Annotated in this window: 12 protein-coding genes and 1 pseudogene; all 13 read right to left on the bottom strand. The window is 51.1% G+C overall.

All coding sequences use genetic code 11. From position 1 onward, the window contains the following. Positions 1-34: 34 nt before the first annotated feature. Positions 35-2,263, bottom strand: coding sequence for a nitrite reductase (locus AC2YIT_RS01880; protein WP_487278062.1), 2,229 nt, complete (start codon positions 2,261-2,263; stop codon positions 35-37). A gap of 137 nt (positions 2,264-2,400) precedes the next feature. Beyond that, positions 2,401-3,645, bottom strand: coding sequence for a sulfate adenylyltransferase subunit 1 (locus AC2YIT_RS01875; protein ID WP_430843002.1), 1,245 nt, complete (start codon positions 3,643-3,645; stop codon positions 2,401-2,403). A 92-nt stretch (positions 3,646-3,737) separates the two neighbouring features. Further along, positions 3,738-4,691 (bottom strand): sulfate adenylyltransferase subunit CysD, encoded by a 954-nt coding sequence (gene cysD / locus AC2YIT_RS01870; protein WP_430843004.1) that lies wholly within the window; start codon positions 4,689-4,691, stop codon positions 3,738-3,740. A gap of 118 nt (positions 4,692-4,809) precedes the next feature. After that, positions 4,810-5,511 (bottom strand): phosphoadenylyl-sulfate reductase, encoded by a 702-nt coding sequence (locus AC2YIT_RS01865; protein WP_487278061.1) that lies wholly within the window; start codon positions 5,509-5,511, stop codon positions 4,810-4,812. Beyond that, a pseudogene (locus AC2YIT_RS01860) lies at positions 5,508-5,972 on the bottom strand (PIN domain-containing protein). The gene AC2YIT_RS01865 and the pseudogene AC2YIT_RS01860 overlap by 4 nt, the downstream one beginning before the upstream one ends. Next, a complete protein-coding gene (locus tag AC2YIT_RS01855; protein ID WP_430843010.1) occupies positions 5,965-6,192 on the bottom strand; it encodes a UPF0175 family protein in 228 nt (75 codons plus the stop codon). The pseudogene AC2YIT_RS01860 and the gene AC2YIT_RS01855 overlap by 8 nt, the downstream one beginning before the upstream one ends. Positions 6,193-6,218: 26 nt before the next feature. After that, on the bottom strand, positions 6,219-7,406 hold the full coding sequence (locus tag AC2YIT_RS01850) for a trans-sulfuration enzyme family protein (protein ID WP_487278060.1): 1,188 nt from the start codon (positions 7,404-7,406) through the stop codon (positions 6,219-6,221). A gap of 121 nt (positions 7,407-7,527) precedes the next feature. Continuing rightward, positions 7,528-8,706 carry a sulfite exporter TauE/SafE family protein gene (locus tag AC2YIT_RS01845; protein WP_487278059.1) on the bottom strand — a complete coding sequence of 393 codons (1,179 nt, stop codon included), beginning with the start codon at positions 8,704-8,706 and terminating at the stop codon, positions 7,528-7,530. 127 nt (positions 8,707-8,833) lie between these two features. Next, positions 8,834-11,107 (bottom strand): FAD-dependent oxidoreductase, encoded by a 2,274-nt coding sequence (locus tag AC2YIT_RS01840; protein ID WP_430843016.1) that lies wholly within the window; start codon positions 11,105-11,107, stop codon positions 8,834-8,836. Between the two features lie 56 nt (positions 11,108-11,163). Continuing rightward, positions 11,164-13,254, bottom strand: coding sequence for a glycoside hydrolase family 2 protein (locus AC2YIT_RS01835; RefSeq protein WP_487278058.1), 2,091 nt, complete (start codon positions 13,252-13,254; stop codon positions 11,164-11,166). Positions 13,255-13,538: 284 nt separating this feature from the next. After that, on the bottom strand, positions 13,539-15,248 hold the full coding sequence (locus AC2YIT_RS01830; RefSeq protein WP_430843020.1) for a sodium:solute symporter family protein: 1,710 nt from the start codon (positions 15,246-15,248) through the stop codon (positions 13,539-13,541). An 87-nt stretch (positions 15,249-15,335) separates the two neighbouring features. Beyond that, entirely contained in the window at positions 15,336-17,918 is a 2,583-nt protein-coding gene (locus AC2YIT_RS01825; RefSeq protein WP_487278057.1) for a glycerophosphoryl diester phosphodiesterase, read from the bottom strand. Continuing rightward, positions 17,915-18,976 carry an FAD:protein FMN transferase gene (locus AC2YIT_RS01820; RefSeq protein ID WP_487278056.1) on the bottom strand — a complete coding sequence of 354 codons (1,062 nt, stop codon included), beginning with the start codon at positions 18,974-18,976 and terminating at the stop codon, positions 17,915-17,917. The genes AC2YIT_RS01825 and AC2YIT_RS01820 overlap by 4 nt, the downstream gene beginning before the upstream one ends. Positions 18,977-18,978: the final 2 nt, after the last annotated feature.

Genomic DNA, 18,978 nt, shown 5'->3' with positions numbered 1-18,978 from the left:
GCCGACAGCCGATTGCCGAAAGCCGACAGCCAATTTAACTATCCTTTCCGAACGAAAGCTCCTGCAATGCAGGCTCTCCGGTTTCGACTAATTGCGCCTCGCGGGTCTCGCGAACGAAGTTCAGGAATCGCTCCGAGGTGCTGATGAAATATTCTGCGAATGCTTCGCTTGGTTCGAATTTATTGATGCTGAATACCAGTGATTTGAATGGCGTTTCAGTCTGATTTTCTACTGCGAACTCAGCAGGAACGTCATATTTGAAATCCTGTCCGAAATGTGTTTCGAAATCGTTGACAATGCCGTATTGCGTGTTGGTAGTCACGTCTTTCGACATCAGCAAACCTTTCGCGCCGGTGATGAACACGTTGTAAGCGTGGTAAATCGCATCCGCCCAAACACCCGATTGGAAAGATTCTTTTGCAAGATTCAACTTCTCCTGGCCTTCGATGATGGTAGTCGCCACGAGGTCAACCAGTACGGAAGCACATTCGCCGACTCCGATTTCAGTTTTGAACAGTTCGTCGTGATCCCAGTCGCGGTAGTCGTCGTCTTGTACCGTTGTCAGGTCTGCAAGCGGTTTCAGTAATTGGAAGAAGTAGTTTTTAGTCTGGCGGAGATAGTATTGGTTGAAATATTCTCCATCCATTGCATTTGCTTCATAGTCATTCAAAAGCAGACGCAGCACTTCCGGTCCGCGTTTGGTAGGAACTTTGATTACCTTATCGCCGATCAGGCCGATACCATCGCCGGAGAAACCACCACCGAGCAATACCTGCAATGCCGGCAATACCAATTTGCCGTTTTTGATCGAGCTGCCATGGAAACCGATATTGGCCGCATTGTGCTGGCCGCAGCCGTTCATACAGCCGCTGATCTTGATTTTAATATCCTGGTTATAGATCATTTCAGGATATTCGTCGCGCATGACGTCTTCCAGCACACGGGTGATACCATAGCTGCTCGAAATCGCGAGATTACAAGTATCGGTTCCGGGACAGGTGGTAATGTCCATCGTGCTGTCGAAGCCGGGAGAAGCAAGGCCGAGTTTCGCGAGTTCGTGGTAAATAGCTACGAGGTCTTCGCCTTTCACAAAGCGCAGGATATAGCCCTGGTTCACGGTCACGCGAATATCGTCTGCTGCATATTTACGCACCACATCGGCCAGACTACGGGCGGTGTCGGAGCTCATATCACCCAGCAGAACACGCAGCTGCACGGCATACCAGCCTTTTTGTTTTTGTTCAAATGTATTGGTACGCAGCCATTTGGTGAAAATGTCGAGCTTGTCGGTGTCGATGCTTTCGGCAGCGATTTTCAGGATTTCCGCTTCGGACAACGAAGGACGCGGAGCATGGTTGATCGCCTCGTACTCGTTGGTACCGAAAAGGTCTTCCGGAATCTGGAATATCTTGTTTTTAACCGCTTTACGTTCTTCCTCCACTTTCTCCATCATACCTTCCAGGCCGAGATCATTGAGCAGGAACTTCATACGCGCCTTATGACGACGTACGCGTTCGCCATAGCGGTCGAACACGCGAAGCAATGCTTCGATGAATGGAATTACTTTCTCTTCTTCCAGGAATTCAAATGCAGTCTGTGCGGAAAATGGCTGCGCTCCAAGGCCGCCGCCTATGAGTACTTTAAAACCGCGAACGGTTTCACCGGCTTCGTTCTGGCCCATTTTCGCGATCAGGCCCACATCGTGGATGAATGCCAATGCGCTGTCCTTTTCAGAAGAAGAAACGGCGATTTTAAACTTCCGGCCCATATCCTGATTGATCGGGTTGCGGAGGAAGTAGGAGAAAATCGAATGGGTGATCGGCGTTACGTCGAACGGTTCATCCGGATCGATACCCGCGACAGACGAAGCCGTAACGTTACGGATAGTATTACCACAAGCTTCTTTCAACGTGATGCCCGCATCTTCCAGGTCGGCCCACAATTGCGGCGAGTCTGAAAGCTTTACAAAGTGCAGCTGAATGTCCTGGCGCGTGGTCGCGTGCAGGTTTCCCGTTGCATATTTGTCGGAAGTATCGGCAATACGGACCAGCTGATCAGCTGTAATGCGGCCGTAAGGCAATTTGATGCGGATCATCTGCACGCCGGGCTGACGCTGACCATACACACCGCGTGTCAGACGGAATTTGCGGAACGCCTCCTCCGGCGTTTCACCGGAGTTGAATGCACCGATCTTTTGTTGCAGGTCAATGATATCGCGCTTTGCAACGGCGGATACTCTGTCAGAAATGATTAAATCGCTCATGATGATATTCTAATCGTCTATCGGGATAGTATATTTTTATTCAATAGTGCGGTGACGCTAGTGCCGTCTAGCCCGGCTTCGACTTCGCTCAGCCTGACAAACGAAATGTCACCCTGAGCGCAGTCGAAGGGCCAACGCTACTCAATCATACAAGCCCCAACCGTCACATTGGACGTTTCGTCGATCAGGATCGCTGCGCCGTTTGCGCGGTTCTTCTGATAGGGGTCGTATGCGATGGGCTGGGCTGTTCGAAGGACGATTCTTGCCACGTCATTCAGTTTTAAGGCCTCCACCTCATCCAGTTTTTCATAAGAGTTGATGTCGATTTGGTATTCGATGTCACGGATCGAACAACGTGAACGTGCCGTGCCGTGTTGCAAAATGTATTTGTTACCTGGTTTCAACGTCTTCTTATCGTCCATCCAACACACCAGTGCTTCGATATCCTGGCTCACGATCGGTGAGTTGTCCACGGTTACGATCGTATCGCCGCGGCTGATATCGATATCGTCTTCGAGTAATATCGTTACAGATTCAAGAACAGAGGCTTGCGCTATTTCGTTTCCGCCGAATTCGATTTTAGCGATTTTAGACTCTCTTTCAGAAGGCAATACCTTAATGGCATCCCCCTTTTTGAAAGTACCGCTTTGCACACGACCAGCATAACCACGGTAATCGTGTAGCTCCTCAGTCTGAGGACGGATCACATATTGTACCGCGAAACGGCCGTCTTCCACGTTTTGGTCTTTCAGTACATTCACATTTTCCAGTACCGAAAGCAATGTTTCGCCGGTGTACCAGCTCATGCTTTCCGAACGCTCCACGATATTATCGCCGTTCAAAGCGCTTACGGGAATGATGGTCAGGTCCTTAATGGAAAGTTTCTCAGCCAGCTCTTTATAACTTTTGGCAATTTGAAGGAATGCATCCTCGGAATTTCCTACCAAGTCCATTTTGTTTACCGCCACAATCACGTGGGGGATACCCAGCATGGAAGCGATCAGCGAGTGACGACGGGTTTGTTCCACCACGCCATGACGTGCATCAACCAGGATAATGGCCAAATCCGCATTGGATGCGCCGGTCACCATGTTGCGGGTATACTGGATGTGCCCCGGTGCATCGATGCTGATAAATTTGCGGTTGGGCGTCTGAAAGTATTTGTAGGCCACGTCGATGGTAATGCCCTGCTCGCGTTCGGAACGAAGGCCGTCCGTCAGTAATGCAAGGTCGATTTCACCGGCATTACGGGTTTTGCTGGCGCGCTCGATAGCCTCCATCTGATCGGCCAGGATGTTTTTTGTATCGTAAAGCAAGCGCCCGATCAATGTGCTTTTGCCGTCATCTACAGAGCCTGCTGTTATAAATCTTAGTAAATCCACTGGTAATAATTTAAGTCTATGAGTTTAGAGTTTATGAGTTCAGTTTATGAGTTGTCTTAATTGAACTCATAAACTCATGAACTTTAAACTCCTTAAAAATATCCGCCTTTCTTCCGGTCTTCCATCGCCGCCTCAGTCTGCTGGTCGTCAATCCGGGTTTCGCCGCGTTCGCTGATGCGTGAAATGGTGATTTCCGCGATTACTTCGTCCAGGGTTGCTGCGGATGATTCTACTGCCGCGGTACAAGTCATGTCGCCCACGGTACGGAAACGCACCTGGCGGGTTACGATCTGGTCTTCCGGATCGGGTTCGATTACCGGCGTATTGTTCAGTAGTTTGCCGTCACGGAGGATCAGCTCGCGCTCGTGTGCGAAGTAGATCGAAGGCAATGCAATATTTTCTCTTTTCAGGTAAGCCCAAACATCGAGCTCGGTCCAGTTTGAGATCGGGAACACGCGTACGTTTTCGCCTTTCTGAATACGGCCGTTGAACAAATTCCAAAGCTCCGGGCGCTGGCGTTTAGGGTCCCACTGACCAAACTCGTCGCGGAACGAGAAGATTCGCTCTTTTGCGCGTGCTTTCTCTTCGTCGCGGCGTGCGCCCCCAATGCATGCGTCAAATTCAAATTCTTCGATGGTATCCAGCAAAGTGAAAGTCTGCAACCAGTTGCGGCTTGCATTCTTGCCGGTTTGCTCCTTCAATCCTTTCGCCTTGATAGTATCCTCGACATAGCGAACGATCAGTTTCGCATTGATTTTTTCAGCCAGCTCGTCGCGGTACTGGATCGCCTCGATGAAGTTGTGACCGGTATCGACGTGCACCAGCGGGAAGGGGATTTTGCCGGGTGCGAATGCCTTTTTCGCCAAATGAACCAATGTGATCGAATCCTTACCTCCTGAAAACAACAGGGCAGGGCGCTCAAACTGGCCGGCTACTTCACGCATAATGTAAATGGCCTCTGCTTCCAGCTGATCCAGGTAATCCGGAGCGCTGCGTTCACTAATCTCCCGTTGGATCTCGGAGGCCTCGTTCACTGAAATTGACATATTATTGGTTATTGATTTAAAAGTTAAAGGCCTTAGGCTGTAAGCTATATGCTGTAAGCTCTGGTCGGCGGCTTAACTGCAAGTATAAGGCTTACAGCTTATAGCCTACTGCTTAAAGCTACTTCGCATGCAGCCCGCATTCTTTTTTTGACTCGTCTTCCCACCACCAGCGGCCGGCGCGGAAATCCTCACCTTCCTGGATCGCACGGGTGCAAGGTGCGCAGCCGATGCTCACGAAGCCCTTGTCGTGCAATGGGTTATAGGGAATGCCGTTTGATTTTACATATTGTTTTACTTCTTCAAATGTCCAGTCCAGGATAGGGTGGAACTTGAAAAGCTGGTGTGCCTCGTCCCATTCCAGCCTCGGCATATCATGACGGTTCCCCGACTGTTCTGCCCGGATACCCGTCACCCAGACTTTCGCACCTTTCAATGCGCGGTTCAGCGGCTCGACCTTGCGGATGAAGCAGCATTCCTTCCTGTTTTCGATCGATTCGTAGAAGCTCAGCGGTCCTTTCGTGCTCACCAGGTTCTCCACCGCGTCAGTTTGCGGGTAGTATACCTTTATTTTCGTGTCGTAGCGGTTGTTGGTCTTTTGCAAAGTCATATAAGTCTCCGCGAAAAGCCTTCCCGTATCGAGCGTGAAGATGCCGATATTGATATTATTCTTTAAAATGAGGTCGGTAATCACCTGATCCTCATATCCGAGGCTGGTTGAAAAAACGACTTCCCCGGGAAAAAGATCCGCCAGAATCGCGAGCGATTCAACCTCACTTTTGCCCTCGATGGCGGAGTTTAAAGATGCTAATGTTTCGTTCATGGTTGTTCTCCGGCTAATTGGATAGCCTCTTTTAATATGCGGTCGCTGATCCGGAAATCAGTTTCCAGTATTTTTTCAAAAACCGCTTTGGCCGATGGGATCTTGTTTTCCGTTTTGGCTTTCACAATCACCCCGATCGTACCGGTTACCCTAATATTCATTTTTGCTGCCGTTTTCCGGGCTTTCAGATCGTCAAGAATTACCGTGCAGTCCCGCGTCTCAAATGCAAGGGTTAATGCACATGCTTCTCCGAGATCCAGTATCTCTTCAAACAGCGATTGCAGGGTTTTGTTTTCGACTTCTCTAACTTCGACCCACTCGGGCAGATCGTTGCCAAATTCTCCTGCAATTTATTTCGTTATAAAAATCTGCTTGTAAATGCTTTTAAGGATTCCCAGCTCTTCGATTTTGGCTAACAAAATCAGGCAACTGGAATCCGCAATAACAAGCGCATCACGCATTGGCTACATCACTTTTCAAATCTTCCACGGATTCGCCGAACAGGGTGAATCCAAACCTTCCCATGATCTCGATGAAAGCCCTTTTGCTGATACCGACAATATCGGCAGCTTGTCCTGCACTCACCTTGCCGCGCTCGTAAAGCTGACCGGCCAGAAGCATTTTGATTTCAAATTCTTCTGAATCCAGAGACTCCGGTAAGTTGATGGTCAGCGCTTTCATATCGACATCATATTGAAATTTTTATCCTACTCCAATATATCACTTTTCACCGACACTTCCACGGCGTGGGTGAAGTCCTCAATCAGGTCCTCAATATCTTCCAAGCCGACTGAAATGCGGATTAAACCTTCGGTAATGCCCAGCGCTGCCTTCTCCTCTGGTTTCAATTTGGCATGGGTAGTCGTGTTCGGATTGGTAACGATGGTGCGCGTGTCGCCCAGGTTGGACGACAGCGATGCGATCTCCAATGCATCCATAAATGCCGCTACACGTTCGAAGCCGCCTTCGAGGTCGATGGTGACGATTGAACCGCCCGCGCTCATTTGCCGTTTTGCCAGCTCGTATTGCGGATGTGATTCCAGGAACGGGTATTTCACCGATTTTACATCCGGGTGCTTCTCCAATGCGGTAGCCAGTGCCAATGCGTTGGAAGCATGTTTCTCCATTCTAAGGTTCAATGTTTCAAGGCTTTTGCTTAATACCCAGGCATTGAATGGCGACATTGACGGACCTGTCTGGCGGCAGAAAAAGCGCAACTCCTTGATATATTCTTTTTTACCTACCACGATACCACCCAGCACGCGGCCCTGGCCATCCATGAACTTGGTGGCCGAATGCAACACCAGGTCGGCACCAAAATCGGCCGGGGTTTGCAATGCGGGTGAAGCAAAGCAGTTATCTACGTTGAAAATAATGTTGTGTTTCTTGGTAATGCGGCCGATCATCGCGAGGTCCACCAGGTCCAGTCCGGGGTTAGAAGGCGTTTCGAGGTAGATCATGCGGGTATTGGGCTGCACTGCTGCTTCCCATTCCGCCTCGCTCGCGTCGGCATCCAGGTAGGTGTGGGTAATGCCCCATTTCGGCAATATCTGCGTGATGATCTGATGCGCTGAGCCGAACAATGCACGACAGGCCAGAATGTGGTCACCGCTTTTCAGCAATGCCGCCATGCTCGCAAATACCGCCGCCATACCGGTTGCGGTTGCCACTCCGTCTTCCAGACCTTCCAGCATGCAAACCTTATCCACAAACTCCTGTACGCTCGGGTTGGAGAAGCGGCTGTAAATGTTACCTTCCTCGGTTTCCTCAAAAAGTGCTTTTCCTTGTTCCGCGCTCTCGAATGTGAAGCTGCTGGTCAGGAAGAGGGGAGTCGAATGTTCGCGATATTTGGTTTTACTGGTCTGGGTGCGTATCGCTTTGGTTTGTTTTTTCATATGAAGCTTTAGGCTATAAGCTTTAGGCTTTAAGCCCTTTGTATAATATATTATAAATCAATTAAAATGGCTCATTTCAATTCAGCTTATTGCCTATGGCTTAAAGCTTATAGCCTAAGGCCTACAACGTACTCAAAACCATATAAATAATCCTCACGCTTACGATGATGACGATGGTGCCTACCATAATCATCATGGTCTTGATCGGCAAGCGGCGGGATAGTGTGGCGGCGATGGGCGCGGACACCATACCACCAAGGATAAGGCCCAACACCACTTGCCAGTGTGAAAATCCGATAATGCTGATGAAGGTAACGGAGCTTGCCAGCGATACGAAAAATTCAGCGAGGTTCACGGACCCGATGGTATACTTGGGATGCCTTCCGCGCGCAATGAGCGTCGAAGTTACGATCGGCCCCCAGCCGCCACCGCCAATGGAATCCAGCGTTCCACCTGCCATCGCCAGCCAGCCGATCTTCTTGATCGGCCTTTTTTCAACTCGTTTCTTTAACGCTTTCTGAATAATAAGGATTCCCAGGATCAGCGTATAAATTGCCACCAATGGCTTAATGATGTAAATGTACTTTTCAAGAGACGACAGCGCATAGGCGCCCACGATGGCCCCCAGCACGCCGGGAAAGAGGATCTTCTTGAACAATTTGCTGTTCACATTCCCGAATTTCAGGTGCATATAACCCGAAACGCCGCTGGTAAAGATCTCCGAAGTGTGGACGCTCGCGCTTACGGCCGAAGGGGGCACGCCCACCGTGAGCAGGAATGTCGAAGCGGTTACGCCGTAGGCCATGCCCAATGCGCCGTCGATCATCTGGGCCACAAAGCCGCCGAGTATATAGTAAAAAAAGCCTTCGCTCACTTCGAGCTCGTTCCAGAGGAGTGTCAGACGGTCGTAGGTGAAAAAGGTGAAAAGCAGATGCCCGATCACCATTAATGCAATCGCAGAGAAGATGTTAACCGCGATTTCAGTGCGGCTTCGCTTACGCACCGTAGCGGCCCAGAGCTTCTGCTGGATGGTCTCCCAGGTGAGCGGTGTTTTTGGATTATTTCTGGAAACGGCGCTGCCCGAAGAGTTATTTATGGCAGCAACCGGCGCCATTTGGAAGATTTCGTCGGATTCTTCCGGCAAATCGCGGAGAAAAACCGCTTTTCCCTGCTCGCGCGCAAGCGCAGCTAAACGCCGATCTTCCTCAGGATCACCACTTGCGATGTACGCAACCTGTAATGATTCCCAGTTTTGCTCGTTGCTTTCAGTTGAGGGTGTAAAATCCGCGGCTTCCTTCAAAGTCTATGTAGTATACTATAATTATAGAGTAAACTTTCAAGAAAATAGCAAACAAACGTTTGCTATTTCAGGACGGCAAATTTAAGATCAATTTATTAGTTTTCAAAGAATAAAAACGGAAGCCGCGTTAATAAACACGTACCTCTATAAGCGATACCGGCACATGCGCATGACTGTTTTGCAGCTTGATCTTCAACGAACGCGTCGTTACCGGTTTGGTGAGCGCCAAAGTTCTTTTAGTCAGGTGGTTGTCAGTTATTGTTCCGATTACCTGGTTTGTATCGTCCAGTACTTCGATATCCTGTGCGCAAAAAGGCATTACCGTTTCCGGATGGACGTAAATCACGTTCTCCATCGGGTGGTCGAAATCGGTATCGAACACGAAATCGATTTTGGAAATGTTTTGATCTTCGTTCCATTGCAGTTGGAGCTCGGGAGTGCGATCGTCCGGTGCCGCTATCCAGGCATTAGGCCCGGCAATCGGACGGTGCCAGCCGTTTTTCAGGTTTTCTGTTTCAAAAAGTGCAATGGGCTTGTTTAACGAAAATGCAAGGTTCAACCCGGCCGGGCGGCGCTGCGGACACCAGAACTCGAAAGTGTCCACGCCCAGATCTTCCGTAGGTTCCTGTTTTCCGTAATTGGAAACAGCAGGATTGGTCGCATTGAAAACGGTCACCAGTCCGGTAACGCGTTGCTCGCTATACTGGATTTTGACGTGCTCATTTTTCAGGAAGCATACAAATGCATAACATTCCTCGGGGAAATGGCTGCCCCATTCCAGCGTCAGTTCGTGTTTTCCGGCTATCAGACGATAGTTTCGGGTTTCCAGATTCACATCAGGCGTATGATTGAACGGCTTGCTGCTTTTGCGGAGTTCTGCAACCAGTTCTGTGTCCCGGGTTGCCTCCACCCAAACAGTTACCCAGGGCATATCGCCTTTGATGGGCAGCATTTGCGCCACGGAATGCTCGATGGGTTTCCATTGGTCGGAGCCACTGAGCGCTGTCAATTCCAATGTCGTAGAGGCGCAGATTTTGGCGCTGTTAACCAGATTTTCGGGATCGACAATCGCCGTTTGCGGCAAGTACTGGCCCGAGCGCCACAGCTCCAGTTGCAGTTCGGTCAAATGTTTCTCACCGACTTCCCGTGGCGAGCAATTGTACTTTTTTGCGACCGCGGCGGCAACGGCAACTGCCTGCCCGCCTGTTGCGCTCGTGGCCATCACGCGTGTAGACGCGAACGCGACGTGCGTAGCGCTGATAATGCGGCCTGCTATGAACAGGTTGTCGATGTTTTTGCTGTAAAAGCAGCGATAGGGGATGCCGTAAACGCCCTTGCTGTGCCACTGGTTGCAACCAGCCTGATCGGAATACACGCCGTCGGCCGGGTGGAGGTCGAGGCTCCAGCCGCCGAATGCCACAGTATCGTGAAAGACTTTTTGTTCGACAACATCCTGCTGTTTCAGCAGGTAATCCCCTTCAAAACGACGGCTTTCACGTTTTCCGGGGATAGTACCCACCCATTCGAGCGTCATATTTTCGGCCTCCGGAAATTCGCCGGAGTTTTTAATGTAGTTCCAGGCTCCGTAGACCACTTTCCAAAGCTCCCATTTGATTTGTTCGGTGTCGTGTACGGTGTCCATTCTGCCGCCATATTCCAGCCACCACAACCGGCAGCCGAAATCTTTGGGATTGAACGTTTTGTACCGCGGAATTTCCGTAATATCCTGCAAAGCAAATGAAGGCGGTACAAATTTCACGGGGCGTCCCATATCTTTGGAGTAGAAATACATAGAATGCCCCAATAGCTCACCATAAGCTTTGTCCGGCGCAAATTTCTCCCCGAATTCCTCCATGGACTCCGCGCCCATCCGGAATGCAGCACCGGCCAGAAACCCGACGATCCCGTCGCCCGAGGAGTCACAGAACAGCGGCGCGCTCAGGGTGTATTTGGTACTGTTCTGGCTGCAAAACGCGTGCAATGTCTCGATCTTATCGCCATTTTGTGTTTTATCAAGATCGTAAACCGCCGTGTTCAGCAGCAGGGTTATGTTCGTTTCTTGGGTAACCTTTTCCAGTAAGACGGTATCGAAGATCAGCGGGTTGCCGTCGGGGTTGCGGTAGGCGTTTTCAAGCATGATTTCATCGATCACGCCGCCCTCGCGTGCCCAGCGGTTGTTGTTACCCATATGCGAGGTCGCGCCCAGGATCCATAGCCGGACTTCGCTCGAACAGTTACCGCCCAGTACCGGCCGGTCTTGTACCAATATTACTTTTACCCCGGATCTCGCCGCGGTAATGGCTGCGCAGGTGCCGGTCAATCCGCCTCCTGTAATCACAAGGTCCGCTGCCAGTGCAATGGTTTTTGGTTCTCTTTTGTGTGTTGATTCTCCGATTATCATCTTGTCAGGTCTTTAAATGTCGTGGTTGGTAAGGCTTGTCGTGGCCCCGCAGGTAGTTATTTAAGGTCGATGTCAATTTGAGTAGTGATGAAACCGGTCGGTTTGACCACCGTGATGTGGATTTGTTTGTCAAACCCGAGGATCGGGATTACCATATCCTTGCTCTCTCCCGGGTTCAGGTCGGGTAATGCGATGTTCGCATCGCCTGCTTTGAGAATGTAGCCTTTAAGGGACCGGGCCGGGAAGTCGCCGCGGGAGGTAATTTTGAGCGTTAACTGATGGACACCCTGCTCTCCGGTTTTGAAGCCTGTTTTTTCAACAATAACCGGCGAAAACTCTTTTTGGTGAACCGGGTAAGCCAGCCGCGGTGACCTGTCCGGGCCGACGATGCCCCATGGCCGGAAGCCATTCACGTTGGTACCGAATAGTTTGCTGCGGTAATCATTATAAGTCCACCATGAAGCACCGACCACGAACGGCCGTTTGCGTATTTCAGCCATCACATCACTCAAATGTTGTGCTTGTCCGGCCTCACCACCCTTCCCGTCGGAACGCGTGCCCCATTCGCTGATAAATACAGGCTTGTTAGGGTACAGCTTGTGAATATGGTCCAGTGATTTGGCATGGCCGCCATAGGTATTGGTTGAAACAAAATCGACATACTGGCTGGCTTCGTCCTCCGGTTTCTCGGGTAGGGTATTCAATAGCATGGTCGCGAACGTGTACAAGCGGGTAGGATCGAGCTCACGTGCGTAGGTGATCATATCTTTGGTCCAACGCTGGCCGCTGGCCGTGGTCGATCCGTATTCATTCCCTACACTGTATGCGATCACGCTCGGGTGGTTCCAGTCGCGTTCGGCCATTTCGCGAAACTGCGAGCGGAACTTCACGCGCATGGAATCATTGTCCATTTGCCTGGGTGTGAGCTGCCAGTTACCGGCTTCGGTGATAATGAGCATGCCATAGCGGTCGGCGAGGTCATAAAAGTATTCGGAAGGCGTGTAATGCGTGAGACGTTGAAACTCCATCCCGGCTTCTTTCATCAAGCGGAAGTCCTTCTCAACCAGCCAATCCGGTTCCAGCGAGCCCATGCCGGGATAATCGATTACCCGGTTGCCGCCACCGGCTTTAACTGGTTTCCCGTTCAATAGAATCTGCGCGCCGCTCACTTCAACTTTCCTGATCCCGAAATTCGAAGCCAGCGTGTCGGTGCCGACAATCGTTTTCAGTTCATACAAATTAGGCTGGTCCAGGTCCCAAAGCTTCACTTGTACTGCTGTCAATGCCGCCTCTGCTTCGACTGTCGCTGTTTGTCCGGCAGGAATGCTTGTGTTATTGGTTTTCCATTTCAAAGCCAAAGGCTTTTTATCCTGCGTAACAGCCATATCGATTTTCGGGGTAGCAGCATTGGCCGAAGCATTCCGCACCCTGATTTTCGCCTTCACTACCGCGGTACCCTTCGAAAGGTCAGGCACGGCCTCGATTTTGACATTTTCAGTGTAAACCTCCGGTTCGATCGTCAGGTAAACCGGCCGGATAATGCCGCCGTAATTCACCCAGGCAGGGTAGCCGTCGTTGATATTGCCGCCGTCTTTGAGGCCGGGAATCGTATTTGTTTTCCAGGTATCGTTATTCACGGCTACTACCAGCAGGTTGTTGCCGTCCCGCAACTGCCCCGTCACATCGAAGCTGAACGGGGTGTACCCGCCCTCATGTTGCCCGATCTTCTGGCCGTTTAACCACAAATCGGTTTTGTAAAAAACTGCATCGAAATGCAGGATCACGCGCTTGTCGGTGCTTTTTTTCCAGGCGAAAGTCTTGCGGTACCAGGCAGTACCGGTATAAAACTCGTAACGCGGGTCTGTTGAAAAACAATGCGGTACGGTAACCTTGTCCTGGCGGTTCTCTTTCGCATAATCTTCCCTGTACCACTGGCTGGCAATGCCCGCTCCCGCCGGATCGAGTAGGAACCACCATTCGCCATGCAGTGGAATCGCATTCGGCTGCCGGATGTGATAAGAGGCCGAACCCGGCTGGGCCGCACCCGGCTGGGCCGCACCCGGCTGGGCCGCACCCGGCTGGGCAACGAGTTGCAAGCAGGTTAATGACAGTAATATGGAGGAAGCTAATAGGGTTAAGCGTTTCATTATGTGATGTCGTTCAGTTGCGGTTTTGTTTTTGGGAGGTTGATTTTTGCTTGCGATCAGGATTGTCTTTCGCTTTGCGATTTCATGCCTGACGGCATTTGTACCCTATTCATATATTCCATATTGCTACCAATATTGCGTCCCTGGCGGGACTTGTTTTTGCTGTTAATACGATTGTATTCAGTTATTTACTTTCATAAAATCCCGTCAGGAATGTAACATTGGCAGATCAAACGGACTGTTCGAAAATGCCGTAGGCATGTAACAACAATGCTGATGCCTACCTACGCTGCAACCCGTGGCTCGTCCTTCACCAACACTACCTTCCTCGCCGCGGAAAATGGTATCGCCGCCGAAATCAACACCACGGTAGCCACCCCGGCCGTTACCAGCGACCCATCGGTCGTCAAAACACTCAGAATGTAGAGCATCACAGCGGTAAACAGCAGTGCCCCGGCGATCACCTGCAGGCCAAAACGGTTTTGCTTTTTGATTTCGAATGCTTCTTCCGTATCTACATTCTCAGCAACTTGCTTGCGCTGGTCTTTTGAAAGCATGTAAATGTTGTATTCATCGGCAATGACATTCCTGGAACGAGCCCAGAGCTCATAAGCGAGCAAAAGCAGCAACGGCAGGCCCACACCGACGATCGTTTCCATGCCGCGCGAGAGCTTGAAGCCGAGCAGAGGCGGGGCGAGTGTCTTGAAAAACAGATTGACACACAGCCCGATACCGGTAATCCAAAGTGTTGTTTTGCCATTCAGTCTCTTGGAAAACAATGCCCAAAGCGGGGGTGCGAGTAATGGGCCGCCGGAAATGGCCGAGATGCTGAGTACCACCTCCACAATGCCTCCCGCTGCCGGCACGAGCAACGCAATGCCGATCATACCCAACCCGAAAAACCACGACGAGCCTCGCGCAACGCGGATCAGTTGCTTATCGGAGGCCGCCGGGTTGACCATCCCTTTATAAATGTCATTGGTAAAAACGGCCGAGACCACGTTCAATGCCGTGTTGGCGCTGGCGGAGGTGGAGAAATACATGCCCGTGAGCATCAGTCCGAGCAAGCCGGGAGGTAACACGAGCTTGCAGATCATGAGGTAGGCGTTTTCGGTATCCAGACCGGTAAGTGCAGGGTTAATAGCCTTGTAAATCATCGGCGGGAACATCCATATCACCGGGCTGATCAGGTACAAACCCGCAAAAAGGAACGCTACCTTTTTGGCAGACTTCTCGCTGTCGACACTCGTGTAGCGCTGCACCATCGTCCAGTTGCCGCCAATGTAGCAAATGTGGTAAATCACGAATGCAGCTACGAAGCCGAGGGTATATTCCCCATTCAGCAGATTGAAAAAATCATCGGGAATGTTGTTCCTAAACCCTTCCCAACCTCCGACTTTGCCGAAGGAAAGCGGCAGCAGAATGAACACCGCGGCCGACAGCACGACAAATTGCAGGATATCGGTCACCATCACCGCCCAAAGACCGCCAACGGCCGTGTAGGCGATCATGAAAAGCCCGAGGCCAATTGTACAGGGGACCAGCGGCAAGTCCAAAGATGCACTCACCAACTTAGCCACCGGATACAGGACCGAACCTTTGATAAATACCGAAACCAGCGTAAAAATGAATATATAGGTTTTCTGTACTGTTAGTCCAAGCCGCTCGCGGATGAACTCGGCGGCCGTCAATGCGCCGGTGCGTTTCCAGCGCGGGGCGAGGTAAACGGCGGTGATGAGTGCACCTATGCACATCGTCCATTGAATGGTGATGGCTACCCAACCGTGTTTATAGGCAATGGAGCCCCATGCGACGAACGTACCGGCCGAGAAAAAGCTCATGAACAGCGAGAGTCCGCCGATAAACCAGGGCACGGCCTCGCCACCCGCGAAAAACGATTTAAGGTTGCGCCCCGTTCGGGCAAATAACATCCCAATGCCCATCACGAATGCGGAGAATACGAGAATGACGATGGTGTCGGTGGTATTGTTCATAAAATGCTGTAAGCTTTAGGCTATAAGCTTTAAGCTATGTGCTTGGTGATTAGTGTTTTTGATTCTATGGTGTTTGTAGCCTAAAGCCTACGGCTTATAGCTTATAGCCAATGTTCTACTTCCGAATGCGGGCAGTTTGATGTTGGTAATGGCCGCTTTCTGATTCGTTTCGGCCCATTTCATGGTAGCTGGTGCGTTGGTTTCGGATATTTTGCTGTTGTCGATTTTCAGGTTGAATGCGGTGGGCTGCGGGCTGTTATTCAGCAGCGTCACATAATAGGTGTTTTGGGTGGTGGATTTCGAGATAATAGGGTCGATGGACGGGCTGTCCGCGACCGCAAAACCTTCTTTGATAATCAGGTTAGCTTTGTCGCCGAAAACATCGCCTGGCGCAAAGCCGTAAGTCTGGTGCGGGCCTACTTTCGGCGTCACGAATCCCCGGGGGAAATTGACCTTGCCATTGGAGCGCAATGCGGCTTCCGAAAGCAGGTAGTCGGTGATCCAGCCGATCTGCCACCAGGCGTGGTGCGGGTACGGCCCGGCTCCGCGGTTCATCGCATTCCAGTAATAAGAAGCGACACTGGTTTTGCTGTCCACAAATGCATCGCGACCAATGGCCGCCGCGCGTGCCATATCCGCGAAAAGCTGCTCGCCGGTCAGCTGATAAATGCGGATAAACATCCCTGCATGGCTCGCCAGCTGGATAGGCCCATGCCGTGTAGCCGAACCGAAAATGCCGCCATGCTCGAAGCTGAGGCCGGTTTGGCTGATCTCCCAATCCTCGCGGGCAGTGCCATTCACGGTTTTGAGTTTGTGATCTGCAATAGGGTGTGTGTAAATGGACGAGGTATAAATTTTCGCGCAGGTGATGGCGGCATTCTGGTACTTTTTATTTTGGGTTAAATCAAATAAATCCAGCAGCGCCTGTGCCGATTGGCCGGTAGCGAAGTCGGGTGCGTAGCGTGCGTCTCCGCATACTCCCAGGAAGGCGCCTGTCTCCACGGCGTTTTTGAGGAACCATTCGGCCCCTTTTTCAGCGGCTTTCAGGTATTTCTCGTCTTTAAGAATGCGGTGCGCGACAATGAGGCCGTAGAATGTAGGCCGCACATCCTGAATATCCTTGAAAATCTCCTGCTCCGTCTTACGGTCGTAAGCCACAGCAAAGCTGCCGTCTTTGCGCTGCCAGCTCAACAGTTTTTCGGCTCCTATCCGCAGCCGCTCTTTCAGTTCCGCATTATCCGGTTCGAAGAGCAGCATATTACCTATGTCGAGCATCACATAGTAGGTCAATGCAATAGGTTCCACCACCTCGCCCCATTCTTCGACGAACTTCTTCTTTTTGGCTAAATAATACTGGCCTTCGACGGCTCCTTTGAAGAACCCTTCGTCGGTTTGCTGCTGTACGAGTTTGAAGTTTTCGGCTGGCGGGAGCACTTTTTGGGTCAGTTCGGGGTCTTTGGTGGCATTCGCGAGCATCCACATGGCGCCGTAATCCGAGTTCTTCATCGCATCCTTATCCGAGCCCACTACACCGCCGAGGTACGACTGCGCCCCGATTTGCTTGCCTTTGTACTCTTCGATGTTCCAGAGCGAGGTCTTCGGGTCGGTGAGGTAATGGTGCATCTTTTCGATCCGGTCGGTCAATGCCTGCTTGCTCTGGCGCAGTGCCAGTGTCTCGCGGAATTTGTAAATGTCGATAGCCGCATGTTTGGTCGCCTGGAACCAGTCGCCTGCGATGAGGCTGTAACGGAAAGAATAGGAAACCGACTGTCCGGCTTCCATTTCCGATTTTTCTTCGCCCAGTACCGGATAATACAGGGTAGGCGAGAGCTGGGCCTTGCGGTTCATGTGCGAAAGGCCCAAATGCCAGTCGACCTGCGTGATCTGGTCTTTCGCCCACGGGTCACGCGCGAGGCCGGGCTCGGGAACGACCGACAGCGTAAATCCATCCTTGCTGCTCATCAGCGGGCTCAGGGTAGAGGCGCACCGCTCGCGGTACACCACCGGGCGGTTGGGGATACCGTGGCCGTAAGCATAGGCCAGCGCAAAGTTCTTTTGCATAAAATTCCCCTGGAAATACCCCGGTACCGATACCCAGCTCATTTGCTCTACCGGCAATGCGGCCAATGTAGGTGTAGCAAGCGAGAAAAAGCCCTTTTTCTTGGCATTCAGGGTCATCGTCACCAGGATATCAGTCGGGAAGCGGGGATCGATCTTCCAATGCGAAGTGACGGTAGCTACATCGGTTTCAGATTTAAATTCCAATCCCTGATTTTTTGCTTCACCTGTTTGCGGGTAGAAGTGAAAGGCTTGCCCGGCCGTATTGAGCGCCACGCCGGTTGTGCTCTCCTTCCATTGGGTCTGCTGGTAGTGGTAAGCGTCCTCGGGGAATTTGCCGCCGGTGATTTTTTCGAACGTTTCGGCCGATTCGGTCGAAGGCCTGGTTTCGGAATACAGCAATGTGTACTCGCCGGAAGGCGGAATGGTCTTCGTCCAGCGGTCGTTTTGCTTCAAGGATACTTCTTCGATTTTTAATGCACTGTCGACCTGGCGCCATTGAATGCGGATTGCGTTGTTACTTAGCGACTTCACAACAGTTCGCTGGGCGCGGGTCTGTAAAACGGTCAGAGCGCTGAGTAAAATCGGTAGTAAAAAGGTTATTCGTTTCATTTTTCCTGGATAAGGTCTTTGATACCGTCGGTGGCGAAGGACATTAAATGCCCTTCTTCATTGGTGTAAAGCATGTACACGTCGATATCTTTCCGGTTTTTCAAAAAGGTTTTGGTCGCTTCGAGGCCCATTACGAAGAACGCAGTATCGTAGCCGTCGGCGGTGATGGCGTCCTTGGCAAATACGGTCACGCTCAGAAGCGGGGCCTGATCCATGGACCCGGTGCGCCGGCCGCCGGAACGCCGGTCGCCGGTACGCCGGCCGCCGGTACGTGGGTCTATGATATGGTTATAGGTAATGCCGTTGCGGGTAATGTGGTTATGGTAATTGCCTGCGGTGGTCATGGCGCGGTTGGTGAGTGCTACCGTGGCGGCCAGTGCTTGTGGTTTCAATGGGTTTTCAATGCCGGTTACCCAGGCGATACCACCGTTTTTAGTGCCCGAGCAAATGACTTCGCCACCGATTTCTACCATAAAGCGATGAATGCCGCGGCTTTTCAGAAGCGCTCCGACAATGTCCACGGAATAGCCCTGGGCGATTCCATTGAAATCCAATTTCACGCCGGGACGGGTTTTAATTTCTTTATTATTGAATTCAATCTGTTCAAAACCAATAAATTGTATCAGCGAATCCGCGTTTACATTTTCCGGATCCACATTCTTTTTATTCCCAAAACCATAAGCCTCCGTAAGCGGCATGATGGTAGGATCAAAAGCTCCGCCCGTCGCTGTATAGATTTCCTTTGATTTAGCTAAAACATCGTAAAACCATTGTGACCGGAATGTGTGACGCGAAGTACGATTGAATGCCGACAACTCCGAATCGGTTCGATAGAGCGACAGGCATTTGTCGAATTCAACGAGTATGGAATCGATAGAATGCTTGAAATTACGGTTTTGAGCATCGAAATAGCGGATGTGATACGTAGTGCCCTGTGCCTCTCCGCTGATTGAAATCATAGCCGTATCCCTCTCGACGGCTGCTGCCATTGTTACCAACGGCAGCATGCAGAAGAGGGTGGATATTACTCCGGCAATATGTGTCACAAGCTTATTCAATG

The organism is Dyadobacter sp. SRI_021 (assembly GCF_057586235.1).
This window is presented reverse-complemented; position numbering and strand designations above follow the sequence as displayed.

Coding starts and splice junctions, on each gene's coding strand:
- AC2YIT_RS01830 (WP_430843020.1), bottom strand. CDS start 15,248: ATGAACAATACCACCGACACCATCGTCATTCTCGTATTCTCCGCATTC.
- AC2YIT_RS01850 (WP_487278060.1), bottom strand. CDS start 7,406: ATGAAAAAACAAACCAAAGCGATACGCACCCAGACCAGTAAAACCAAA.
- cysD (WP_430843004.1), bottom strand. CDS start 4,691: ATGTCAATTTCAGTGAACGAGGCCTCCGAGATCCAACGGGAGATTAGT.
- AC2YIT_RS01835 (WP_487278058.1), bottom strand. CDS start 13,254: ATGAAACGCTTAACCCTATTAGCTTCCTCCATATTACTGTCATTAACC.
- AC2YIT_RS01855 (WP_430843010.1), bottom strand. CDS start 6,192: ATGAAAGCGCTGACCATCAACTTACCGGAGTCTCTGGATTCAGAAGAA.
- AC2YIT_RS01880 (WP_487278062.1), bottom strand. CDS start 2,263: ATGAGCGATTTAATCATTTCTGACAGAGTATCCGCCGTTGCAAAGCGC.
- AC2YIT_RS01840 (WP_430843016.1), bottom strand. CDS start 11,107: ATGATAATCGGAGAATCAACACACAAAAGAGAACCAAAAACCATTGCA.
- AC2YIT_RS01865 (WP_487278061.1), bottom strand. CDS start 5,511: ATGAACGAAACATTAGCATCTTTAAACTCCGCCATCGAGGGCAAAAGT.
- AC2YIT_RS01825 (WP_487278057.1), bottom strand. CDS start 17,918: ATGAAACGAATAACCTTTTTACTACCGATTTTACTCAGCGCTCTGACC.